Here is a 23,182-nt window from a genome sequence, read left to right as displayed (position 1 = left end):
TGTCGGCCTACCCGGACGCCTACGCCCAGTGGGAACAGCAGGCCACCGACCTGGTCAACCAGCACTGGAACAGCTGACCCGCAGAACAACACCGAAGGCCGGCACCCGCACAGGGTGCCGGCCTTCGGCATGTTCGGTGTCAGACGCGGAAGCCGGCGGCGCGGGCCGCCTCTCGTTCGCGGCGTCGTTCGGAGCGGCGGCGGACGAACCAGAAGACGAAGAACACCAGGGCGAGCAGGAAGACCAGGACCAGTACCGGCAGGATGACCGCCACGAGTGAGACGATCACGCTGGTGGCGTCCTCGGCGGTGCTGGCCACCGGGGCGCCAAACCCGGCGGTGGTCGCGTTGACGACCGGGCGTGCGGCGGACTTGAGCAGGTGGACGCCGAACGCGAGCACTACGCCGGTGGCCACCGGCACCCACTGGTGGGTGGAGAAGAAGCTTCCCGGGTCACTGACGGTGACCGTCTCCGACGATGATCCGGCACCGAAGGCGAGGCCGCCTGCGGTGGGTCGGACCACGGTCTGCACGACGTCGTTGATGTGGTCGACCACCGGCACCTTGTCGGCCACCATCTCCACGGCGAGCAGTACGGCCAGGATGACGATGACCCAGCCGTTGCCGAGCCACGTCCAGCCGCTGGGCAGGTCGATCAGGTCGGTGTAGCGGGCGAGCAGGCCGAGGGTGAGCAGGGGTATGTAGGCGTTCAACCCTGCCGAGGCGGCGAGGCCGGTACCGGTGAGGACTTCGAGCACAGTCTCAGCATCGCACCGACGTGCCAGTGCCGCTCGGTGGCGACCGGGGGGTGCTCGGCTACCCTCGTCGGGTGCGGTTGGTCATTGCGAAGTGCTCGGTGGACTACGTCGGACGGCTGTCGGCTCACCTGCCGCTGGCCACCCGGTTGTTGATGGTGAAGGCGGACGGGTCGGTGTCGATCCATGCCGACGACCGGGCGTACAAGCCGTTGAACTGGATGAGCCCACCGTGTCGGTTGGAGGAGGCCCCCGGCGTGTGGCGGGTGGTCAACAAGGCTGGCGAGGAACTGCGGATCACCCTGGACGAGATCTTCCAGGACACCTCGTACGAGCTCGGAGTGGATCCGGGTCTGCGTAAGGACGGGGTGGAGGCGCATCTCCAGGAGCTGCTGGCCGCCAACCCGGGCGCGTTGGGTGAGGGGTACACGCTGGTCCGCCGCGAGTACATGACGGCGATCGGCCCGGTCGACCTGCTCTGTCGGGACGCGAACTCCGGCGCGGTGGCCGTCGAGGTCAAGCGGCGCGGTGAGATCGACGGTGTGGAGCAGCTGACCCGCTACCTGGAACTCATGAACCGTGATCCGCTGCTCAGCCCGGTCACCGGGGTGTTCGCCGCGCAGGAGATCAAGCCGCAGGCGCGGGTGCTCGCCACCGACCGGGGTATCCGGTGCGTGGTGGTGGACTACGACAAGCTGCGCGGCATCGAGAAGGACGAGCTGACCCTCTTCTGACCGCTCACGCGCCGGGTTCCGACACTCACCTGTCGTACATCGTCTTGATGACCTTGATGAGTCGTGCCACGTCGGTCGGGGTGCGCTCGAAGGTCATCGACGGCAGCAGTGACCGGGCACGCCGCTTGGTGATGGCCTTGGCGCGACCGAACTCGCGCAGCCCGTCCTCCCCGTGGGTGCGCCCGAAGCCGGAGTCACCGACTCCGCCGAACGGCAGCGTCGACGTTCCGGCGAAGGTCAGGCTGGAGTTGACCGAGGCCATGCCGGAGCGCAGCCGCCGGGCGATGGCCACCGCGCGTCGCCGGCCGAAGACCGAACCCCCCAGGCCGTACGGCAGGGCGTTGGCCCGGTCGACGGCCTCGTCGGCGTCGCGGACCCGGCTGATGGTCAGCGTGGGCCCGAAGGTCTCCTCGCGGACGGCGGCCGAGTCCTCCGGGACGTCCACGAGGACGGTCGGGTGGACGTATGGCGGCTGCACCGCGTTCGGGCCGCCCAGCACGGCGCGTCCGCCGGAGGCGATGGCGGCGTCGATGTGGCGGCGGATGACGTCGAGCTGGCCGGGCATCGTGATCGGGCCGATGTCGGTGCCCTCCGGCCCGACGGTCAACCGGCCGGCGCGGGTCACCACCTTGTCGACGAAGGCGTCGAAGACCGGGTCGACGGCGTACACCCGCTCGATGCCGATGCAGGTCTGACCGGCGTTGGTCATGCCGCCCCAGACGCACGCCTCGGCGGCGGCGTCCAGGTCGGCGTCGCTGTCGACGATCATGGCGTCCTTGCCGCCGCCCTCGATCAGCACCGGGGTCAGTGTCTCGGCGCAGGCGGCCATCACCTTCCGGGCCGTCGCGGTGGAGCCGGTGAAGGCCAACTTGCCGACCCCGGAACGGCAGAGCGCCGCGCCCACGTCGCCCAGCCCGTGCACCGCCGTGAACACCGGCTGCTCGGGCACCACCTCGGCGAAGCTGTCCACCAGCCACTGGCCGGCGGCGGGCGTGTACTCGCTCGGCTTGAGCACCACGGCGTTGCCGGCGGCGAGGGCGTACGCGGCGGAGCCGATCGGGGTGAACACCGGATAGTTCCACGGCCCGATGACGCCGACCACGCCGTACGGCTGGTATTCGAGGTGCCCGGAGAACTCGGCGAGGATGAGGCGGGACCGCACCCGGCGCGGGCCGAGCACCCGGCCGGCGTTGCGGGCGGCCCAGTCGATGTGTTCGATCGCGGTGACGATCTCGACGATCGCGTCGGCGACCGGTTTGCCGCCCTCGACGTGCACCAACTCGGCGAGCTGTTCGATCCGCTTGGCGAGCAGGGCGCGCCAGCGCAGCAGCCGCGCGCGACGGCCGCTGAAGCCCAGCCCGACCCACCACTCACCAGCGGCGCGGGCGCGGTCGACGGCCTGCCGCACGTCGGCCTCGGTGGCGAGCGGGAGGCGGCCGGCCTCGGCGCCGGTGGCCGGACTGGTGGAAACCAGGTGGCCGGCATCGACGAGAGGCGTGCCAGGGACATGGACAGCCGTCATGGTGGCAGTCTAGACCCGAAGATTACTCATCGGTAGGCCGCGATTCCGACCCGGCCGGACGGGAGTCGCATCGATCCGCCCACTCGTTGATCAGGGCAGGTCAGACCCTGGGTGGAGACTCTCCGTCGCCCGAATCGTCGAACACAAGGTGACCGGGAGGTGACGAGGAGCTGACCGGCTGGTCGGTATTGACGATTACCGTCTGATGGCAAGCTGACGCGCGGAGTGACGGTGTGGGGTGGAGGGCTGACTGTCCATGGAGGAACATCCAGAGTTGCTGCCGTTGTTGACGGTTGCCGGTGGGCCGATGCGCGGGGCGAGTTTTCGGCTGCGGGCCGAGCCACAGGTGATCGGTCGAGCGCCGACCGGTCACGTGGTCATCAACGATCCCCACTTGAGCCGCCGGCACGCGGAGGTGTGGCTGGCCCCGGAGGGCGCGTCGCTGCGGGACCTGGGCTCGACGAACGGCACCTGGCTCAACGACCGCAGGATCACCGGGACCGAGTTGCTCTCCGACGGCGACGTGATCCGGATCGGCCGTACCGAGCTGCGCCTGTTCGACCCGGGGGTCGCGCACACCGATCCGGTCGGGCTCAGGTTCGGCCCGTCCCGGCGTGACGTTCGGCCGACGTTGCCGTTGCCGCTGGCGGCGCCGCCCACCGCGCGGCGCTAGGCGTCGGGGGTCTGGACCGGCGCGGAGCGCCGTGGCAGCATGCCGCGGATGGAGACCGAGCAACGGACCGTCACGGCCAACGGCATCACCCAGGCGGTACGGGTGGCCGGCCCCCCGGACGGCACGCCGCTGCTGCTGATCCACGGCAACTGTTCGTCGTCCCTGTTCTGGGAGCCACTGATCCGGCGGCTGCCGCCGACGCTGCGGGTGGTCGCACCGGACCTGCGTGGCTACGGCGACTCCGAGACCGCGCCGGTGGACGCCACCCGCGGCCTGCGGGACTTCGCCGACGATGTGGCCGCACTGCTGGACGACCCGACGCTCTTCGGCGGCAGCGACGCGACCCCCGTGGTGGTCGGGCACTCCCTCGGCGGCGGGGTGGCGATGCGGCTGCTCGTCGACCACCCGGAACGGGTCCGCGCGCTGCTGCTCGCCGCGCCGGTCTCCCCGTACGGCTTCGGCGGCACCCGGGACGTGGCGGGCACACCGACCACCCCCGACTTCGCCGGTACCGGTGGCGGCACGGCGAACCGGGACTTCACCGCTCGGCTCGCCGCCGGTGACCGCGGCGCCGAGGCGCAGGCCAGCCCACGCGCCGTGCTGCGGGCCACCTACGTGGCCGACCCGGCCTCGCTGGACACGGACGAGGAGCTGCTGCTGGACAGCCTGCTGTCGACGGCGACCGGCGACGACAACTATCCGGGCACGGCGGTGCCGTCGGAGAACTGGCCGGGCATGGCGCCGGGGGAGCGGGGAGTGCTCAACGCGCTCGCGCCGACCTGGTTCCGGCTCGCCGACGAACTGGTCGCTGTGGCCGACAAGCCGCCGGTCACCTGGGTACGCGGGGGCGCCGACGTGATCGTGTCGGACACCTCGCTGTTCGACCTGGCGTACCTGGGCTCGCTGGGCGTGCTGCCCGGCTGGCCCGGGGAGGAGGTCTGCCCGCCGCAGCCGATGGTCGGCCAGACCCGGGCGGTGCTGGAGCGGTACGCGGCGGCCGGCGGCGCGTACCACGAGGTGGTGTTGCCCGGTTGCGGGCACAGCCCGCACCTGGAACGCCCGGCGGAGTTCGTCGCGGAGCTGCTGGCCCTGACCGACGTGCCGGCCGTCTAGGGGCACTGGGGCACCGTGGGTGAAATATGCCACGGCGTCTCGACAACCAAGCGTCACGTGGCAGACTCGCGCGCATAACCTTAGCGGCCGTTCAGTGGCCGTGTGGAGTGTCTGGGGAGGCCGGTCGTGGCGCGCGAGTTCAGCACCGTGGGTGTGGTGGGGCTGGGCACCATGGGTGCCGGCATCGTCGAGGTCTTCGCCCGCAACGGCATTGACGTGGTCGCGGTCGAGATCTCCGAGCCGGCGCTGGAACGCGGCCGGGCCACCCTCACCGGCTCCACCGACCGGGCCGTCGCCAAGGGCAAGCTCGCGGCAGCGGACCGGGACGCCCTGCACGAGCGGGTCCACTTCGCGGTGGGCCTGGACGCGCTGCACTCCGTGGACCTGGTCATCGAGGCGGTGCCCGAGCACCTCGACCTCAAGCAGCGGATCTTCGCGGAACTGGACCGGGTCTGCCGGCCGGAGACCATCCTGGCCACCAACACCTCGTCGCTGAGCGTCACCGAGATCTCGGTCGCCACCACCCGGCCCAACCAGGTGATCGGCATCCACTTCTTCAACCCGGCCCCGGTGATGAAGCTGGTCGAGGTGGTCCGCACGGTCGTCACCTCGCCCGAGGTGGTCGCCGACGTCGAGGCGCTCTGCGGCCGGCTCGGCAAGGTCGACGTCACCATCAACGACCGGGCCGGCTTCATCGCCAACGCGCTGCTCTTCGGCTACCTCAACCACGCCGTCGGCATGTTCGAGTCGCACTACGCGACCCGGGAGGACATCGACGCCGCGATGAAGCTCGGCTGCGGCCTGCCGATGGGCCCGCTCGCGCTGATGGACCTGATCGGCCTGGACACCGCGTACGAGATCCTGGACACCATGTACCGGCGCGGCGGGCGGGACCGCCGGCACGCCCCGGTGCCGCTGCTCAAGCAGATGGTGACGGCGGGACTGCTCGGCCGGAAGTCCGGCCGGGGCTTCTACACCTACGAGCGGCCCGGCTCCCCGGTGGTCGTACCGGATGAGGCGACGCCGCCGGCCACGGAGGCCGCGCTCGCCGACGGCGCGCGAGCCATCGCCAAGGTCGGCGTCGTGGGCTCCGGGACGATGGCCACCGGGATCATCGAGGTGTTCGCGAAGGCCGGCTACGAGGTCGTCTCGGTGACCCGCGGCGCGGAGAAGTCCGCGACGGTCTGCGAGGCGGTGAAGACCTCGCTGAACAAGGGCGTGGTGCGCGGCAAGCTGGCCGAGGCCGACCGGGACGCCGCGCTCGGCCGGATCAGTTGGTCGGGCACCCTCGACCACCTCGCCGACGTCGACCTGGTGGTCGAGGCGGTGGTCGAGGAGCTGAGCGTCAAGAAGGCGCTCTTCGCCAGCCTCGACGAGATCTGCAAGCCGGGCGTGGTGCTGGCCACCACGACCTCCTCCCTGCCGGTGATCGACGTGGCGATGGCCACCCAGCGGCCGGCCGACGTGGTGGGGCTGCACTTCTTCAACCCGGCGCCGGTCATGCCGCTGGTCGAGGTCGTCCGCACCATCCGCACCTCGCCGGAGGCCACCGCCACCGCCCGCGCGGTCTGCGCCGCGCTCGGCAAGACCGGCGTGGTCTGCGGCGACCGGTCCGGGTTCATCGTCAACGCGCTGCTCTTCCCGTACCTGAACGACGCGGTGAAGATGCTGGAGGCCAGCTACTCCACCGCCGACGACATCGACCACGCGATGAAGCTGGGCTGCGGCTACCCGATGGGCCCGTTCGAGCTGCTCGACGTGGTCGGACTGGACGTCTCGCTGGCCATCCAGCGGGAGCTGTACCTGGAGCTGCGCGAGCCGGGCTTCGCGCCCGCGCCACTGCTGGAGCACCTGGTCACCGCCGGCTACCTGGGCCGCAAGACCCGCCGGGGATTCCGCGACCACTCGCACCGCTGACCGGGTCAACGCCGGAACGTCCCGGCCGCGTCTGCATGGTGTGACCTTCGAGGAGTACGTCGCCAGCCGCGGCCCGGCCCTGGTCCGGCTGGCGCGGCTGCTGACCGGCGACGAGCACCGGGCCGAGGACCTCACCCAGGACGTGCTGTCCCGGGCGTACGTGCACTGGCGCAGGATCTCCCGGGCCGACCGTCCCGACGTGTACGTGCGTCGGATGCTCGTCAACGCCAACAACTCCTGGTGGCGCCGCCGGTCCAGCCGCGAGCTGGCCGTCGACACCGTCGCCGACCGCCCGCAGCGCGGCGACCTCGGCGGCGAGGTGGCCGACCGGGACGAGATGTGGCGGCTGATCCTCGGCCTGCCCGACCGCCAGCGGGCGGTGCTGGTGCTGCGCTACTACGAGGACCTCGACGACGCGACGATCGCCCAGATCCTGGACTGCTCGCCGGTCACCGTCCGCACCCATGCGATGCGGGCCTTCGCGAACCTCCGGGAGCGCTGCGGTGCCCCGGCCAAGAACGGGAGCCGGCCGTGATCGACCTCGACGAACAGATCGCCCAGACCCTGCGAGAGCGTGCCGAGGGCGACGTCGACACCAACCGGCTGCTGCGGGCGTCCCGCGCGCGCGGCCGCCGCCGTCAACTGCACCGCCGGGTCGCCGCCGGGACCGCGTTGTCCCTGGTCGGGGCGCTCGGCGTGGTGGGGGTGACCGGGACGGGCCCCGACGGGCTGACCGGTCGACTGCCCTGGACCGCCGCCAGGCCCGCCGCCACGCCCGCCGGCGCCACGCCAGTGCCGCCCCGGGTCGACGGGGTGCTCGGTGCCGCCGCCGACCCGGCGCTGGTCGGCAGCGATCCGACGGTGCTGCACTTCGGCCTCGACCCGACCCGGGTGCGCTACCTGGGCTGGTCGGTCGTCCGGGGCCACACCGAGTCGGTACGGCTCAGCGTGCGGGACGACCAACCGGTGCATGTCCAGGTGAGCCGTACGCCGGAATCGTTGTCCACCAGCGTCTCGTTCGGCAACGTCGAGGTCGACGTGGCCAGGCTGGGGATCCAGTCCTTCGACGGCACGATCCACCCGACGAGTGGCGGCGCGAGTGGGCTGGTCACGTCCTGGAATCCCGCACCGGGTCTGTACGCCCGTGCCGTCATCCTGCAGGGGGACCGCGCCGGGCTGGAGCGGGCGGTCGGGGCACTGCGCTGGAACGAGGCCCGCTCGTGCGCCGTGCCGCTGCGGCTCGACGCCCTGCCCGACGGCGCGCCGATCAACACCTGCTCGGTCGACGTCAGCGCGTACCCGAAGCTGGTCACCTCGGACTTCACCCTCGGGCGGGCGGCGAACCAGATCATGTTCGTGACCTACCGTTACGCGAGCGGGGCCGGCACCCGGACCGAGGGGAACCGGACCATCGCTGGCCGCCCCGCGAACCTCTCCGCGGACGGGTCGACCCTGGATCTGCTCGGCATCCCCCGGACGACGGTGAGCGTCAGCTTCAACTGGCAGTGGGAGGGGCGGCGGCCGGCCGACGCCGAGCCGGGCGCGACGAGCGGCTTCACCGAGGCGGACGCGACGACCGTGCTGGCGGGGGCGCGGGTCGTCGACGACCCGACGCGGCCGCAGAGCTGGAAGTGAGCGCAGCCGTCGGACGGACCGCCCCCGGGGCTGGTCCGTCCGGCGGAACGTACGCTTGGTGACTGTGAGCCCCCGTCGCAATCGCCCTCGCCGGGACGAGAACGCCAACCTGGATGCCGACCGGGTCCGGCAGGGTGTCGCCTCGGTGCAGCAGTGGACCGACGGTGCCTGGCAGGTGCGCGGGATCGGCGCGGGCGCGTCGGTCAAGACGTACCGCTGCCCCGGTTGTGACCAGGAGATCCGACCCGGGGTGGCGCACCTGGTGGCCTGGCCGGCGGACGGCCTGGGTGACCTGACCGACCGGCGGCACTGGCACAGCGGCTGCTGGCGTGCCCGGGAGCGGCGCGGCCCGGCGGTGCAGCGCGGCCGGGGCACCCCGCGCTACTGAGCGAGCGACCTGGATCACCCTCTTCCCGCCTGGGCGGGCGGCGGCGGCGACTTCGCGACAGACTTGGGCGGTGAGCACACCGATCCGCGCGTCGTCGATCCTGCCCGGTCGTCGGGAGGACATCGAGCTGCACACCGCCGACGGTCTGCGGCTGGTCGGCGAGTTGGCCCTGCCGGCGCAGCGACCGCCGGTCGCCACCCTGGTCTGCCTGCACCCGCTGCCCACCCACGGCGGAATGATGGACAGCCACGTGTTCCGCAAGGCGGCCTGGCGGCTGCCCGCGCTGGCCGACGTGGCCGTGCTGCGGTTCAACACCCGCGGCACCAGCAGTGTGCGCGGCACCAGCGAGGGGGCCTTCGACGGTGCGGTGGGCGAACGTTTCGACGTGGCCGCCGCCATCGAGTACGCGGAGTTCGCCGAACTGCCCAACATCTGGCTGGTCGGCTGGTCGTTCGGCACCGACCTGGCCCTCAAGTACGGGTGTGACCCGGCCATCGCCGGCGCGATCCTGCTCTCCCCGCCGCTGCGCTTCTCGACACCGGACGACCTGGCCACCTGGGCCGGCTCCGGTCGGCCGCTGGTGGCGCTGGTGCCGGAGTTCGACGACTACCTGCGCCCGGCGGAGGCGCGGGAGCGGTTCGCGGCCGTGCCGCAGGCCGAGGTCGTCGGGGTGCCGGGCGCCAAGCACCTCTGGGTCGGCGACGCGGAGACCGTGCTCGACGAGATCGTCCGCCGGGTCAACCCCGCGGTCGAGGTGCCCCTGCCGACCACCTGGGACGGCCCGATGGAGGCCGGCGACGTCAGCGCGTACGCCGACCGGACGGTGGCGGCCTTCGCGGACACCCCCGTGCCCCGGCCGGGCGACTGACGGGTCAGCGCCGCTCCTGCCGGGGCAGCACCACCTCACGCAGGATCAGTTGCAGCGCGGCCACCGTCGGGATGGCGATCAGCGCACCCACCACGCCCAGCAGGGCCACCCCGAGCAGCGCGGCCAGCAGGGCGGCCACCTCGTTGACCTCCACCGAGCGCCGCATCACCTTCGGGTAGATCAGGTAGTTCTCCACCTGCTGATAGATCAGGAAGAACACCGCGCAGGCGATGCCGGTGGGCAGGTCGGCGGCGAAGCCGACCAGGCTCACGATCACCGCACCGAGGGTGGCGCCGATCTGTGGGATCAGGTCGGTCACCGCGACGACCACGGCCAACGCGAACGGGTACGGCAGCCCGACGATCAACGCGAACACGAAGGTGGTCGCGCCGGCCAGCACCGCGATGCTCAGGGCCCCGACCATGTACGCGCCGACCTTGGTCAGGATCTCGTCGCCGATCAGCTGCACCCGCTCCCGCCGCGAGCGGGGCACCAACGCGTAGCCCAGGGAACGCAGCCGGTTGAAGTACGCCAGGAAGTAGATGGTCAGCACCAGCACGGTCAGTGTCCGGAACACCGTGCCGAAGATCAGTTGGGCCCCGCCGAGCACCCCGCCCAGTGCCCGGCCGATGGTGTCCGCGTTCGCCGCGCCCTGCACCCGCTCCACCACGTCGTACCGCTCCACCAGGTCGTTGACCGTCGGGTTGCGGCGCAACTCCTCAAGCAGGCTGGGGATCTGGTCGATGAACTGCCCGGACTGCGTCACGATCGGCGGGACCAACGCCACCACGCCGCCGCAGATCAGCAACACCACGGTCAACGCGACCACCGCGACCGCAAGGCCGTGCGGCACGCCCCACCGGCGCAGCCGCACCACCGCCGGGTTGAGGCCGACCGCGAGGAAGAGCGCGATCACCACCAGCACCAGGATGCCGCCGGCGTTGCGAATCCCCAGATAGAGGGTGTACGCCAGCAGCACGCCCAACGCGCCGGTGAAGCCGATCAGGAAACTGCTGCGCCGCAGCGGACGCCCCGGAGTGCCGAACTTCCCGGACGGGACCGCCGGCGGCTCGTCGGGGTCGATTCCCGGGGCGGGGACCGGCACCGGCGCGGGTGCCTGGGCCGAGGAGGACTCGGGGGTCACGTCCGGGTCGTCGCCGGACGGGTCATGCTGCGGCACCAGGGACCTCCCGGCTCAGGCGGTGGGACGACGGGTGGCGGCCACGAACGCCCGCCACGCGGCCGGCGCGAAGACCAGCACCGTGCCGGACGGGTCCTTGCTGTCCCGCACCCCCACCACCCCGGGCAGGTTGTCCGCCACCTCGACACACTCACCGTTACCGCTACGGCTGGACGTGCGCCAGAGCGCGCCGGTCAGGTCCATGAGGTCACAACTTCCTTCATCAGTTCGATCGACTGGCGGCGGGACAACGCACTGCTTCTGATCATCTCCCAGCGCGCCAGCAGCGTAGCCACCTCATGGTCGCCATCCACGACGAGACCGTCAATCTGGTGCTCCATGTGCCCAACCCAACCACCGTCGGCACCACGGGCCAGGTTGAACGGCCCGGAGAGGCCGACGTGCAGCCCGACGTCGGCCGGAATGACGTGCAGGCTGACGTGTGGTCGCTCCATGCTCGAGACGAGGTGGGTGAGCTGCTCGACCATCAAGCCGCGGACCTCCTCGCCGGACCGCCGCAGCACCAACTCGTCCACCACCGCCACGAACTGCGGCGGATCCGGCTGCATCAGCAGCGACTGGCGGTCCAGGCGGGCGTGGACCCGGCGTTCCACCTCGTCGTCGCTGAGCAGGTCGTCGCAACGGATAACGGCGCGGGCGTAGTTCTCGGTCTGTAGCAGCCCCGGGATCAGCGTGGGTTGGAAACACCGCAGTTGGCGGGCGCTGCGCTCGGCGTCCAGCCACGGACGGAACCAGCTCGGCTGACCGTCCCGCTCCGCGAGCTCGAGCAGGTGGACGAGGAGGCCGTCGGTGGTCAGCACCTCGTCGGCGCGGGCCAGGAACAGCCGGTCCAGGGGTCGTTGGCCCAGCTCCAGTGCCGACACCATCGAGCCGGGATAGTGGACCAGACGGCCGAAATCCTCCTGGCTCATCCCGGCGGCGGTCCGCAGCCGACGCAACTGCGCGCGGATCATGTCAGCCGTCGGCGCGGCGTCGCCTTCCACAGTGCCTCCGCAGGTCGTGGGTCGATTCCACCAACTGTCCCGGCGCGCCGTGCCGTCGACACAGCGCCGCCGTCGAACACGGTGGTGCCTTCCGAACGTAGTGGCCTGGTCAGCAGACTGTCACGTACCGGATCGTGCGGCTGTCGTCGCCTCAAGCCCTGTTCCCGGCGGCGCAACCGTTTCCAGTCGAGGAGGTACCCATGCCCAGTTCTCGCCGTGCCGGTCGCGCGCTGCCCGTCACCGCGGCGCCCCGGTCGAGATGCACGCCGTCGGGCTCTGGATCGGGTGGCCGGGGCCGTACGCCGGCATCGGGGCTGCCCCAGCCGCGACTTGGGCCGTACCCCGCGTTCCCCCGACCCTGCGGTGCGCGGACGCCGCACACTCCGCTGCGACCCATGTGGCGCTGCCGGGCCGACGGCCGACCCTGGCCCTGTGCGGACGCCCGGCTGCTGCTCAAGGCGGAGTTCGACGAAGATCCTGCCGCGCTGACCATCTACCTGGCCGGGCTCTACCACGAGGCAGCACACGACCTGTACCAGCTCAATCCCTACGACGGGCCGACGCCCAGGGAGTTGTTCGAACGTTTCGTGGCGTGGGGGCCGTTCCGCCGCCCGATCATCGATCCACCCCCGCACGTCAGCTAGACCCTGCTGGCTCCGTGCAGATCTTGGACAGTTTCCGTCACGTCCTAACGGAAACTGTCCAAGATCTCGACGCTCGGTGTGGGCGTCCGTCAGTCCTTCTCGATCGTGACCTTGCTGGGCTTGGCACTGCGCTCGTCGGTGGTCGGCTTGCTGGGGCGCTTGCCGTTCTCGCCGGTGCTGGTGATCTTGGTCGGCTTGGCGTCCCGGCCACCCTCGCCCGGAACGGCCGCCACCGTCGGCTCGCCGTCGACCCCGGCGCTGGCCGTGCCACCGTCGACAGTGGTCACCGGCTCGGCCACCGGTCGCGTGGTCGACTGCCCGGAATCGTCGGCGCTGGCGTTCACCGGCTGCGCAACGCCGTCGGGCGCGACCTTGAGACCACCGGCCGCACCGTCGCCGCCGGCCGGGCCGTTCCCGCCGCCGGCCGCAACGGTCGCGGTCTTGGTCGGTCCGTCGGTACCGGCGTCGTCGGCCGGGCCGTTCCCGCCGCTGGTCGCCACGGTCGCGGGTACGGCGGAAGCCTCGCCGGTCGCCGGCGCGTCGTCGGGGCGATCGCCCGCCGCCGGCGCGGTCGGGCCGTCGATCGGGCCGGTGGTGCTGTGCAGCCGCACTTCGGCCATCCGCCGCTCGATCTCGTCGGACTCCTGCCGGGCCCTCCACGTCTCCTGCCGCAGGTCAGCGAGTTGCTGCTGGGCCTGCGCGATCTCCAACATCACCTGGGCGAGCTGCTGCCGGCCGGCCGCCGACTCCTGCTGGGTGGCCGCCAGGTGCTGCTGCGTGGTGGCGAGGTGCTGCTGGGTGGTGGCCGCGTACTCCTCGAACTGGCGACGCGACGCCGCGACGTGCTCGTCGGCCTTGCGGCGCTTGTCGCCCGCCTCGGCCTCGGCCCGGCTCAGCAGCTCGGCGGCCTCCGACTCGGCGCGCTCGCGCAGGGCCGACGCGTCCCGCTCGGCCGCCAGGCGGATCGCCTCGGCACCCTGCTCGATCTCGTTCTTGCGGCCGGTGTACTCGGTCTCCAGCGTCTCCTTGCGGGTCGAGTACTCGGTCTCCAGCTCGTCGCGGCGGGCGGTGAAGCTCGACTCCAACTCCTGCTGGCGGCCGGTGAAGGTGCTCTCCAGCTCCTGCTGACGGCTGGTGAACCCGGCCTCCAGCTCCTGCTGACGGGAGGCGTGCTGCTTGTCCAGCTCGTCGCGGCGCTTCGCGTACTCCTGCTCGGCCGTGGACCGCCGCTGGGCCAGCTCCCGGTCGGCCGCCTCCCGCCGGGAGTTGACCTCCTGCTCCACCCCGGCGCGCCAGGCGCCCAGCTCCTGCTGGGTCTGCGCGCGGGCGTGCTTGACGTACGCCTCGGTCTCGGTGCGCATCCGCTGGACGTACGCCTCGGTCTCGGCCCGGTTGCGCTTGGCCGACTCGGTGGCCTGCGTGGTCAGCCGCTCCGCCTCCTGCTGCGCCTTGGCCCGGGTGGCCCGGCCGGCCATCGACGCGTCGTCGATGATCTGCTTGGCCTCCTGCTGCGCCTTGGCGTGGGTGGCCCGGCCCGCCTCGGTCGCGGTGTCGGTGAGCCGCTTTGCCTCCTGCTGCGCCTTGGCGTGCACCTCCTTGGCGGCCTCGCGTAGCTCGCTGGCCTCCTGCCGGGCGGTGGTCAGCGCCTCGCGGGCCGCCTCGCGCAGCTTGGTGGACTCCTGCTGAGCCCGAGTGTGGATCTCCTTGGCGGTGTCCCGCAGTTGGGTGGCCTCCTGCTGGGCCTTCGCCAACGCGTCCTGTGCCGCCTTGCGCAGCTTCGCCGACTCATCCTTCGCCGCCTGAAGCGTCGCCTCCGCCTCGGCACGCCGGGAGGCGCTGTGCCGCTCCTCCTCCGCGCGCCGCGCGGCGAGGGCGATCTCGAAGTCCTTCAGTGCCCGCCCGGCCTGCTCCCGGGCCTCCTCGATGATGTGCTCGGCAGCGGTACGACGGGCCTCGATCTCCTCGTTGGCCGCCGACAGGATCTGCTCGGCCTGCTCCTCGGCGAGGGTGAGGATCGACTCGACCCGGGGGCCCAGGTGTCGGAACGACGCCCGGTCCACCACATTCATCTGCTTGCGTACCTGGGTGAGGTCGCGTTGCAGCACCTCGACCTGGCCGGCGAGTTTGTGGATCTGTGTGTAGGCCTGTTCCCGTTCGGCGGCGAGGGTCGCGATCTCGTGCTCGGCACGCGCGACGTACCGGTCGACCTGTTTCTTTTCGTACCCCCGCAGAGCGGACTCGAAGCTGGGCTCCGTCGTCACGTCCCCGCCGAGCGCGAACAGTTCCTCGCCGTGCGACATGCCCCCATCCTCACACGCATCGGCTCCGGCTGGGGCGATACGGACGCCCCTTGTGGGACCTACTTCACTCCATTCGCGGCACTGCGTGCCACGGGCTGGGAAACGCATACGGCGCGAGGTCACACCGGTTACCCGGTGTCACCTCGCGCCGTCGATGCCCCGACCTGACGCCTGGCGTCAGCCGGCGGTCTCCGCGGTCACCCGCTCCTGACCACCGTCGGTCTTCTTGGCCTCCGGCTTGGCCGCCGGAGCTGCCGACGCCGGCACCCCGGGGACGATCCCGGCGAGCCCGGAGAGCATCTGGCCGAGCTGCGAGGTGACCGCGTCCTTCTGCCGGGTGAGGTCCTCGACCTCGCGGCGGGCGGCCTGCGTGGTCAGCTCCGCCTCGGTGCGGGCCTCGGTGAGCAGGCGCTGCGACTCGGCCTTGGCCTCGTTGAGCGTCTTCTCGGACAGGGCCTTGGCCTTGTCCACCGTCTCGGCGGCGTTGCGCTCCGACTCGACCCGGCGGGCCTCGGCGCGCTGCTCGATCTCCTTGGCCCGCTCCTGCGCGGCCCGCGCCCGCTGCTCAGCCTCGCTGACCAGCTTCTGGGTCTGCGCGACCTGGGCGGCGTGCCGCTCGGACTCCTCGCGCTCCGCCTTCTCCCGCCGCTCGGCCAACTGGAGCTCCAGGGCCTGCAGATCCTTGTCGCGCTTGTCCCGCGCGTCGGTGAGCAGCTTGGTCGCCTCGGCGCGCTTCTCCTCGGCCTCGCGGGCCGCCTTGGCCCGCTGCTGGGTGATCTCCCGCTCGGCGGTGGCGCGCAGGGTGGCCACCTCCCGCTCCACGGTCGACTTCAGCTCGGCCACCTCGTGCGCGGTGACCGTGCGCAGTTGCTTGGTCTCGCGGTCGGCGTCCGCGCGCAGCGTGTCGGCCTCGCGGCGGGCCTGCACCCGGACCTCGGCGGCCTCGCGCTCGGCGGCGGTACGCAGGTTGCCGGCCTCGCGCTCGGCGCTCGCCTTCATCGCGGCGGCCTCGGCGCGGGCCTTGTCGGTGATCTCACGGGCCTCGAGGCGGGCGGCGGAGAGGATGCCCTCCGACTCGCGCTTGGCCTCGTTGCGGTGGTCGTTGGCCTGCTCCTCGGCGAGCCGGAGGATCTGCTCGACGCGGGTGCCGAGCCCGGAGAGGGTGGGCCGGCTGTTCTCTTCGAGCTGCTTGTTGGTGTCGGCGAGCTTCTGCTCCAGCGCACTCATGCGCTGCTCGGCCTGGCGGAGCCGACGCTGGGCGTCGTTCATCCGCTGCTCGGCCTCGGCACGGGCCTGCTCGGACTGGGTCAGCGCGGCGGTCATCCGGCCGAGGAAGTCATCGACCTGGTGAGTGTTGTATCCGCGCAGGCCAACGGTGAAATCTGGCTGCGAGTTCGCGTTATCGAAGAACGCGAGAGGGGAGGACTGCTGCTGGGGCATTGGGACATACTGGCAGACGCCCCAGGGTGCTTCGCAAGAGCGGTGCGCAGCTTTCGTGTCCTCTTTACATGGTCAACTCCCGCGCTCGGCGATGCCGGACCAATCGCCGATCTTGGCAGGTCCCGGGCGGGTCGGACGCCACGCAGCGTGACATGGAAAAGGGCCACGGGGATGTCCCGTGGCCCTTTGTTCGATCCCGAGCGGCGTTGCGCAAATGAGGGTGGAAGAACAATGGCCGATCACCGCATTGGCCATCCGGTGCTCATCCGTCCGGCCGGTGGCCCGGTCAGTGCCCCCGGAACCGGTTGATCGCGTCCTCGTGTCGGGCCCGCAGTTCCCCGTCGCGAACGCCCAGCCCGTCGGTGGGGGCGAGGCAACGCACCCCGACCTTGCCCTGGTGGGCGTTGCGGTGCACCTCGTACGCCGCCTGGCCGGTCTGCTCCAACGGGTACGTGCGCGACACCGTCGGGTGCACCTTGCCGAGCGCGACCAGCCGGTTGGCCTGCCACGCCTCGTGGTAGTTGGCGAAGTGGCTGCCGACGATCCGCTTGAGGTGCATCCACAGGTAGCGGTTGTCGTACTGGTGCTGGAAGCCGCTGGTGGACGCGCAGGTGACGATGGTGCCGCCGCGCCGGGCCACGTAGACGCTCGCGCCGAACGTCTCCCGGCCCGGGTGCTCGAAGACGATGTCCGGGTCCTCGCCGCCGGTCAGCTCGCGGATCCGTTCGCCGAGGCGCCGCCACTCGTCCGGGTCCTGGGTCTCCTCGTCCTTCCAGAACCGAAAACCTTCCGCGGCCCGGTCGATGACCAGCTCCGCGCCCATCCGGCGGCACAGCTCGGCCTTCTCCGGCGAGGAGACGACGCAGACCGGGATCGCGCCGCCGTTGAGTGCCATCTGGGTGGCGTACCCGCCGAGGCCGCCGGACGCGCCCCAGATCAGCACCACGTCGCCCTGCTTCATGTTGGCGCCGTGGTGCGAGACGAGCTGGCGGTACGCGGTCGAGTTGACCAGCCCCGGGCTCGCCGCCTCCTCCCAGCTCAGGTGGCGCGGCTTGGGCATCAGCTGGTTGGCCTTGACCACGGCCAGCTCGGCCAGGCCGCCGAAGTTGGTCTCGAAGCCCCAGATCCGCTGCTGCGGGTCGAGCATGGTGTCGTCGTGCCCGGCCGCGTCCTCCAACTCGACGGAGAGACAGTGTGCGACGACCTCGTCGCCGGCCGCCCACCGGGTGACCCCGGGGCCGGTGCGCAGCACCACGCCGGCGGCGTCCGAGCCGACCACGTGGTACGGCAGGTCGTGCCGGCGGGTCAGCTCGGAGATCCGCCCGTAGCGCCGGAGGAACGTGAAGGTGGACACCGGCTCGAAGATGCTGGTCCACACCGTGTTGTAGTTGATCGCGCTCGCCATCACGGCGATCAGCGCCTCGCCCGGCCCGAGTTCCGGGGTCGGCACCTCCTGCACGTGCAACGCCTTGCGGGGGTCCTTGTCCCGGGTGGCCATGCCGTCGAACATCCGCGACTCCTCGGCGCGGACGACCACACCCCGGTAGCTCTCCGGTACCGGCAGCCCGGCGACGCCGGCCAGCTCGCGGTCCGGATCGTTCGATTCCTCCGCCGCCATGATCGCTTCGAGGATGTCCTGCACGGTGACCTCCGGTTCGTCCGCACCCGTACGGGCCCGGGTGCTGCCATCGTCGGCGCCGGTGGGCACGACCGCCATGTCGGCATTCGACACATCCGGCACCGGTCGCGCTCCTGTGGGCCGGGACGTTACTGAACGGTAGCTAAAGCCGGAAGTCCTCTGTGAAAAACTGCATCCGCCGATGCGTGAAGGTGTCCAGGCACCCCGCCAACCGCGCACTGACGTGCGCCGGACGCCGCCGGGTGGCCGCAACGTCAGGGATGTAGTGGCCTCACGGCGGGCGGAGACCACCACATCCCGGATGTTGTGCGGATCTTGGACGGCAGGGCGGTAGGACGGCGCCCGGCGGGGCGCCCGCAGGGGCGGGTCAGTGGCCGGCGGCGGGCTCGACCAGCTCGATCAGCACGCCGCCGGCGTCCTTCGGGTGCACGAAGTTGATCCGGCTGTCGGCGGTGCCGCGTCGCGGCTCGTCGTAGAGCAGTCGTACCCCGCGCTCGCGCAGTGCCGCGCAGGCCGCGTCGATGTCCGCCACGGTGTACGCGACCTGCTGCACGCCCGGCCCGTTGCGGTCGAGGAACTTCGCGATCGTCGACTCGGGGGTGAGCGGGGCGAGCAACTGCACGCAGCCACCCTCGGTGGTCGGCCCGACGGTCAGCATCGCTTCCCGGACGCCCTGCTCGGCGTTGGTCTCGACGTGTACGCAACGCATCCCGAACGTCCGCTGGTAGAAGTCGATCGCGGCGTCCAGGTCGGCCACGGCGATCCCGACGTGGTCAATCTTGCGAAGCCCGATGTCTGTGACGTAGTCCGCACCGGGCTCGGCGGGGGAGTTCTCAGCCATGGCGCTAGTCTGACCGAACAATCGTTAAGGCGTACAGCTCGGCACCCCCCTCGGAGGCAGGCATGGCTTCGGTGATCGTCAGCGGCGCGCGCACCCCGATGGGGCGGCTGCTGGGCAACCTCAAGGACCTCCCGGCCACCAAGCTCGGCGGGATCGCGATCTCGGCGGCGCTGGAGCGTGCCGGGGTCAGCCCCGACCAGGTCCAGTACGTGATCATGGGGCAGGTGTTGCAGGCCGGCACCGGCCAGATCCCGGCCCGCCAGGCGGCCGTCGAGGCGGGCGTGCCGATGTCCGTGCCGGCGCTGACGATCAACAAGGTCTGCCTCTCCGGCCTGGACGCGATCGCCCTGGCCGACCAGCTGATCCGGGCCGGCGAGTTCGACATCGTGGTGGCCGGCGGCATGGAGTCGATGACCAACGCCCCGCACCTGCTGTTGGGCCAGCGCTCCGGCTACAAGTACGGCGACGTGGTGGTCAAGGACCACATGGCGCACGACGGGCTCAGCGACGCCTGGGACTGCTGCTCGATGGGCGAGTCGACCGAGCGTCTCGGCACGAAGCACGGCATCTCCCGCGAGGAGCAGGACGCGTTCGCCGCGGCCAGCCACCAGCGGGCCGCCGCCGCGCAGAAGAACGGCCACTTCGCCGAGGAGATCACCCCCGTGGTGATCCCGCAGCGCAAGGGTGACCCGCTGGTGATCAGCGACGACGAGGGCATCCGCCCGGACACGACCGCCGAGTCGCTGGCCAAGCTGCGTCCCGCGTTCACCAAGGACGGCACCATCACCGCCGGCAGCTCCTCGCCGATCTCCGACGGCGCGGCGGCCGTGGTCGTGATGAGCAAGGCCAAGGCCAACGAGCTGGGCCTGACCTGGCTGGCCGAGGTCGGCGCGCACGGCAACGTCGCCGGCCCGGACAACTCCCTGCACTCGCAGCCGTCCAACGCGATCAACCACGCCCTGAAGAAGGGTGGCCTGAGCGTCGAGGACCTGGACCTCATCGAGATCAACGAGGCGTTCGCGCAGGTCGGCATCCAGTCCACCCGTGACCTCGGCGTCAGCCCGGACCGGGTCAACGTCAACGGCGGCGCGATCGCGCTGGGGCACCCGATCGGCATGTCCGGCGCGCGTCTCGTCCTCACTCTCGCCCTGGAGCTGAAGCGGCGCGGCGGCGGCACCGGCGCCGCGGCGCTCTGTGGCGGCGGTGGCCAGGGCGACGCGCTGATCATCCACGTGCCGGGTAAGGCTGAGACCGACAAGTGAGCGCAGAGGTGACCACGTCGGTGCGCCGCAGCCGGGACGTACCGATGCTGGTCGAGCGGGCCCGCGCGGGTGACCCCCGCGCGGTGGCCCGGCTGATCACGCTGGTGGAGAACGGCGACACGCTGCTGCCGGAGATCGCCGCCGCGCTCGCGCCGTACGCCGGGCAGGCCCAGGTCGTCGGGCTGACCGGCTCCCCCGGGGTGGGCAAGTCGACCACCACCAACGAGCTGGTCCGCGCGCTGCGGGCGCGCGGGCACCGGGTGGGGGTGCTGGCGGTCGACCCGTCCAGCCCGTTCACCGGCGGCGCGATCCTCGGCGACCGGGTGCGGATGCAGGACCACGCGACCGATCCGGGCGTCTACATCCGGTCCATGTCCAGCCGGGGGCACCTCGGCGGGCTGTCCGCGGCGACGCCCCAGGCGGTCCGCGTGCTGGAGGGCGCCGGTTGCGACGTGGTGCTGGTGGAGACCGTCGGCGTCGGGCAGGCCGAGGTGGAGGTCGCCTCGCTGGCCGACACCACGCTGGTGCTGCTCGCACCCGGGATGGGCGACGCGATCCAGGCGGTCAAGGCCGGCATCCTGGAGATCGCCGACGTGTTCGTGGTCAACAAGGCCGACCGGGACGGCGTCGACGCCACCGTCCGCGACATCCAGGGCATGATCGCCCTCGGTGAGCGCGGGCCGGGGCAGTGGCGACCGCAGGTGGTCCGCTCGGTCGCCGCGCGGGGTGAGGGCATCGACGACATCGCCGCCGCGATCGACAAGCACCGTGGCTGGCTGGTCGAGCACGGCGAGCTGCGCCGCCGCCAGGAGGCGCGGGCCGCCGCCGAGGTCGAGGCCATCGCGCTCGGCACCCTCCGCGCCCGGATCGGCTCCCTGCGCGACGGTACGGAGCTGAGCACGCTCGCCGCCAGGGTGGCCGAGGGTGCCCTCGACCCGTACGCGGCGGCGGACACGCTGCTCGCCCAGCTCGCCCGCTGACCGTCCACCGGGGACACCTCGGCGGCACCTCGTCCTTGTAGGCTCGCACCGCCACACGGCGGTGGGGTCGGCACGAGGAGCAGGGGAGCGGGCATGGATCACGAGGCGACGCAGGAGCTGAGCACGGCATCGGTGCCGGCCGGCGGTACGACGCACGTCTCCGACGAGGTGATCGAGAAGATCGCCGTGGCGGCGGCCCGCGCGGTGCCCGGCGTGGCCGAGCTGGGCGGGGACGTGGCCCGGTTCTTCAACTCGGTGCTCGACCGGGTCGGGCTGGACCAGGTGGGCGACGCCCGGCGGGGCTGCTCGGCCCACGTGACCGGGGACGCCGCCGTGGTCAACCTGGTGCTGGTGATCGAGGCCGGTCAGCCGGTGCCGGAGATCACCGGCGAGGTGCGTGCCCGGGTCACCGAGGCCGTCGAGGCGTACGGGCTGCGGGTCGACGAGGTCAACATCCGGGTCGACGACGTGGCGATGGGTGGCCCCGCCGCTCCCACCGTCTGACCTGGTTACCCGCCGGTACGGCGTGACTTAGCGATCGTTCAGGCGAGGGCTCTACACTCGACGTGCAGTCGAGGACCGAGGAGGAGCCCTGCGCATGGACGCCGACGAGATCGACGCCGGACGGGCACGCTGGCAGGCCCGGTACGACGCCGCGCGCAAGCGTGACGCCGACTTCACCACGCTCTCCGGGATGCCGGTGGATCCGGTCTACGGGCCGCCGGAGGGCAGCGCGTACCCGGGCTTCGAGCGGATCGGCTGGCCGGGCGAGTACCCGTACACCCGGGGTCTGTACCCGACCGGCTACCGCGGGCGGACCTGGACGATCCGGCAGTTCGCCGGCTTCGGCAACGCCCAGCAGACCAACGAGCGCTACAAGATGATCCTCGGTGCCGGCGGTGGCGGCCTCTCGGTCGCGTTCGACATGCCGACGCTGATGGGCCGCGACTCGGACGACCCGCAGGCCCTCGGCGAGGTCGGGCACTGCGGCGTCGCGATCGACACCGCCACCGACATGCAGGCGCTCTTCGACGGCATCGACCTGGCCGGCGTCACCACCTCGATGACCATCTCCGGGCCGGCGGTGCCGGTGTTCTGCATGTACCTGGTGGCCGCCGAGCGGCAGGGCGCCGACCTGTCCAAACTGGACGGCACCCTGCAGACCGACATCTTCAAGGAGTACATCGCGCAGAAGGAGTGGCTGTTCGACCCCGAGCCGCACCTGCGCCTGATCGGCGACCTGATGGAGTACTGCGCCGCCGAGATCCCGCGCTACAAGCCGCTGTCGGTCTCCGGCTACCACATCCGCGAGGCCGGCTCCACCGCCGCGCAGGAGCTGGCGTACACCCTGGCCGACGGATTCGGGTACGTGGAGCTGGGCCTCTCGCGCGGGCTGGACGTGAACGTCTTCGCGCCGGGGCTGAGCTTCTTCTTCGACTCGCACGTCGACTTCTTCGAGGAGATCGCCAAGTTCCGCGCCGCCCGCCGGATCTGGGCCCGCTGGCTGCGCGACGTCTACGGCGCGACCAGTGAGAAGGCGCTGTGGCTGCGGTTCCACACGCAGACCGCCGGGGTGTCGCTGACCGCCCAGCAGCCGGTCAACAACGTCGTACGGACGGCCGTCGAGGCCCTCGCCGCGGTGCTCGGCGGCACGAACTCGCTGCACACCAACGCGCTGGACGAGACCCTGGCGCTGCCCACCGACGAGTCCGCCGAGATCGCCCTGCGAACGCAGCAGGTGCTGATGGAGGAGACCGGCGTGGTCAACGTGGCGGATCCGCTCGGCGGCTCCTGGTACGTCGAGGCGCTGACCGACAAGATCGAGGCCGAGGCGGAGGAGATCTTCGCCCGGATCCGGCAGCTCGGCGGCGAGGGGCCGCACCAGATCGGCCCGATGACCTCCGGCATCCTGCGCGGCATCGAGGACGGCTGGTTCACCGGGCACATCGCCGAGTCGGCCTTCGTCTACCAGCAGGCCCTGGAGAAGGGCGACAAGAAGATCGTCGGCGTCAACTGCCACACCGGCACGGTCGCCAAGGAGCTGGAGATCCTGCGCATCTCGCACGAGGTGGAGCTGGAGCAGCGCCGGGTGCTCGCCGAGCGCAAGGGTGCACGGGACGAGGGCGCGGTCCGCGCCGCGGTCACCCGGATGGTCCAGGCCAGCAGGACGGACGAGAACATGATCCCCGCCATGCTCGACGCCGTCCGCGCCGAGGCGACCCTCGGCGAGATCTGCGACGCCCTCCGCGCCGAGTGGGGCACCTACCGAGAGCCCGCCCGCTTCTAAC

At 71.6% G+C, this 23,182-nt stretch carries 22 protein-coding genes; 13 read left to right on the top strand and 9 right to left on the bottom strand.

From position 1 onward, the window contains the following. Nucleotides 1-139: 139 nt before the first annotated feature. Nucleotides 140-757, bottom strand: coding sequence for a DUF4126 domain-containing protein (locus F8271_RS18090; protein ID WP_151490943.1), 618 nt, complete (start codon nt 755-757; stop codon nt 140-142). Nucleotides 758-828: 71 nt separating this feature from the next. Between F8271_RS18090 and nucS the strand changes: the two genes are divergently transcribed. After that, the gene (gene nucS / locus F8271_RS18085) at nt 829-1,488 is read left to right on the top strand and encodes an endonuclease NucS (protein ID WP_151490942.1); all 660 of its coding nucleotides are present in this window, start codon (nt 829-831) and stop codon (nt 1,486-1,488) included. Nucleotides 1,489-1,513: 25 nt separating this feature from the next. Here nucS and F8271_RS18080 read toward each other — a convergent pair whose 3' ends face one another. Beyond that, nucleotides 1,514-3,010, bottom strand: coding sequence for an aldehyde dehydrogenase family protein (locus F8271_RS18080; protein ID WP_151490941.1), 1,497 nt, complete (start codon nt 3,008-3,010; stop codon nt 1,514-1,516). A gap of 256 nt (nt 3,011-3,266) precedes the next feature. Here F8271_RS18080 and F8271_RS18075 point away from each other — a divergent pair, with 256 nt between their 5' ends. The 7 genes from F8271_RS18075 to F8271_RS18045 all read left to right on the top strand — a co-directional run bounded on the left by F8271_RS18075 (nt 3,267) and on the right by F8271_RS18045 (nt 9,604). Further along, the gene (locus F8271_RS18075; protein WP_151490940.1) at nt 3,267-3,683 is read left to right on the top strand and encodes an FHA domain-containing protein; all 417 of its coding nucleotides are present in this window, start codon (nt 3,267-3,269) and stop codon (nt 3,681-3,683) included. A 39-nt stretch (nt 3,684-3,722) separates the two neighbouring features. After that, nucleotides 3,723-4,796, top strand: a complete 1,074-nt coding sequence (locus F8271_RS18070; protein ID WP_370461928.1) for an alpha/beta fold hydrolase — start codon at nt 3,723-3,725, stop codon at nt 4,794-4,796. Between the two features lie 126 nt (nt 4,797-4,922). Further along, complete coding sequence (locus F8271_RS18065) at nt 4,923-6,713, top strand: 3-hydroxyacyl-CoA dehydrogenase family protein (RefSeq protein ID WP_151490938.1); 1,791 nt, start codon at nt 4,923-4,925, stop codon at nt 6,711-6,713. A 40-nt stretch (nt 6,714-6,753) separates the two neighbouring features. Continuing rightward, entirely contained in the window at nt 6,754-7,248 is a 495-nt protein-coding gene (locus tag F8271_RS18060; protein WP_151490937.1) for a SigE family RNA polymerase sigma factor, read from the top strand. Next, nucleotides 7,245-8,348 carry a hypothetical protein gene (locus F8271_RS18055; protein WP_151490936.1) on the top strand — a complete coding sequence of 368 codons (1,104 nt, stop codon included), beginning with the start codon at nt 7,245-7,247 and terminating at the stop codon, nt 8,346-8,348. The genes F8271_RS18060 and F8271_RS18055 overlap by 4 nt, the downstream gene beginning before the upstream one ends. Before the next feature lie 58 nt (nt 8,349-8,406). After that, a complete protein-coding gene (locus F8271_RS18050; RefSeq protein WP_053658704.1) occupies nt 8,407-8,736 on the top strand; it encodes a hypothetical protein in 330 nt (109 codons plus the stop codon). A 70-nt stretch (nt 8,737-8,806) separates the two neighbouring features. Continuing rightward, complete coding sequence (locus tag F8271_RS18045) at nt 8,807-9,604, top strand: alpha/beta hydrolase (RefSeq protein ID WP_151490935.1); 798 nt, start codon at nt 8,807-8,809, stop codon at nt 9,602-9,604. A 4-nt stretch (nt 9,605-9,608) separates the two neighbouring features. Here F8271_RS18045 and F8271_RS18040 read toward each other — a convergent pair whose 3' ends face one another. The 3 genes from F8271_RS18040 to F8271_RS18030 form a co-directional block, all read right to left on the bottom strand. Next, complete coding sequence (locus F8271_RS18040; protein WP_225854601.1) at nt 9,609-10,709, bottom strand: AI-2E family transporter; 1,101 nt, start codon at nt 10,707-10,709, stop codon at nt 9,609-9,611. A gap of 90 nt (nt 10,710-10,799) precedes the next feature. Next, nucleotides 10,800-10,988, bottom strand: a complete 189-nt coding sequence (locus F8271_RS18035) for a DUF397 domain-containing protein (RefSeq protein WP_151490934.1) — start codon at nt 10,986-10,988, stop codon at nt 10,800-10,802. Continuing rightward, the gene (locus tag F8271_RS18030; RefSeq protein ID WP_151490946.1) at nt 10,979-11,758 is read right to left on the bottom strand and encodes a helix-turn-helix transcriptional regulator; all 780 of its coding nucleotides are present in this window, start codon (nt 11,756-11,758) and stop codon (nt 10,979-10,981) included. Before F8271_RS18030 ends, F8271_RS18035 begins: the two co-directional genes overlap by 10 nt. A 344-nt stretch (nt 11,759-12,102) precedes the next feature. Here F8271_RS18030 and F8271_RS18025 point away from each other — a divergent pair, with 344 nt between their 5' ends. Next, the gene (locus tag F8271_RS18025) at nt 12,103-12,432 is read left to right on the top strand and encodes a hypothetical protein (RefSeq protein WP_151490945.1); all 330 of its coding nucleotides are present in this window, start codon (nt 12,103-12,105) and stop codon (nt 12,430-12,432) included. 89 nt (nt 12,433-12,521) lie between these two features. Here F8271_RS18025 and F8271_RS18020 read toward each other — a convergent pair whose 3' ends face one another. The 4 genes from F8271_RS18020 to mce all read right to left on the bottom strand — a co-directional run bounded on the left by F8271_RS18020 (nt 12,522) and on the right by mce (nt 18,652). Next, nucleotides 12,522-14,732, bottom strand: coding sequence for a hypothetical protein (locus F8271_RS18020; protein WP_151490933.1), 2,211 nt, complete (start codon nt 14,730-14,732; stop codon nt 12,522-12,524). A 177-nt stretch (nt 14,733-14,909) separates the two neighbouring features. Further along, the gene (locus F8271_RS18015) at nt 14,910-16,172 is read right to left on the bottom strand and encodes a DivIVA domain-containing protein (RefSeq protein WP_151490932.1); all 1,263 of its coding nucleotides are present in this window, start codon (nt 16,170-16,172) and stop codon (nt 14,910-14,912) included. Between the two features lie 286 nt (nt 16,173-16,458). Continuing rightward, entirely contained in the window at nt 16,459-17,814 is a 1,356-nt protein-coding gene (gene ccrA, locus F8271_RS18010; protein ID WP_151490944.1) for a crotonyl-CoA carboxylase/reductase, read from the bottom strand. Between the two features lie 364 nt (nt 17,815-18,178). After that, nucleotides 18,179-18,652 carry a methylmalonyl-CoA epimerase gene (mce, locus tag F8271_RS18005; RefSeq protein ID WP_151490931.1) on the bottom strand — a complete coding sequence of 158 codons (474 nt, stop codon included), beginning with the start codon at nt 18,650-18,652 and terminating at the stop codon, nt 18,179-18,181. Nucleotides 18,653-18,714: 62 nt separating this feature from the next. On the opposite strand from mce, the gene F8271_RS18000 reads away from it, so the two are divergent. The 4 genes from F8271_RS18000 to F8271_RS17985 all read left to right on the top strand — a co-directional run bounded on the left by F8271_RS18000 (nt 18,715) and on the right by F8271_RS17985 (nt 23,181). Continuing rightward, a complete protein-coding gene (locus F8271_RS18000; RefSeq protein WP_151490930.1) occupies nt 18,715-19,914 on the top strand; it encodes an acetyl-CoA C-acetyltransferase in 1,200 nt (399 codons plus the stop codon). Between the two features lie 44 nt (nt 19,915-19,958). Continuing rightward, the gene (gene meaB / locus F8271_RS17995; protein ID WP_225854600.1) at nt 19,959-20,894 is read left to right on the top strand and encodes a methylmalonyl Co-A mutase-associated GTPase MeaB; all 936 of its coding nucleotides are present in this window, start codon (nt 19,959-19,961) and stop codon (nt 20,892-20,894) included. Between the two features lie 93 nt (nt 20,895-20,987). Next, a complete protein-coding gene (locus F8271_RS17990) occupies nt 20,988-21,398 on the top strand; it encodes an Asp23/Gls24 family envelope stress response protein (RefSeq protein ID WP_151490928.1) in 411 nt (136 codons plus the stop codon). 94 nt (nt 21,399-21,492) lie between these two features. Beyond that, nucleotides 21,493-23,181 (top strand): methylmalonyl-CoA mutase, encoded by a 1,689-nt coding sequence (locus F8271_RS17985; protein WP_151490927.1) that lies wholly within the window; start codon nt 21,493-21,495, stop codon nt 23,179-23,181. Nucleotide 23,182 lies beyond the last annotated feature (1 nt).

Origin of the sequence: Micromonospora sp. ALFpr18c, from assembly GCF_008868155.1 — a bacterium.
Classification (GTDB): domain Bacteria; phylum Actinomycetota; class Actinomycetes; order Mycobacteriales; family Micromonosporaceae; genus Micromonospora.
This window is presented reverse-complemented; position numbering and strand designations above follow the sequence as displayed.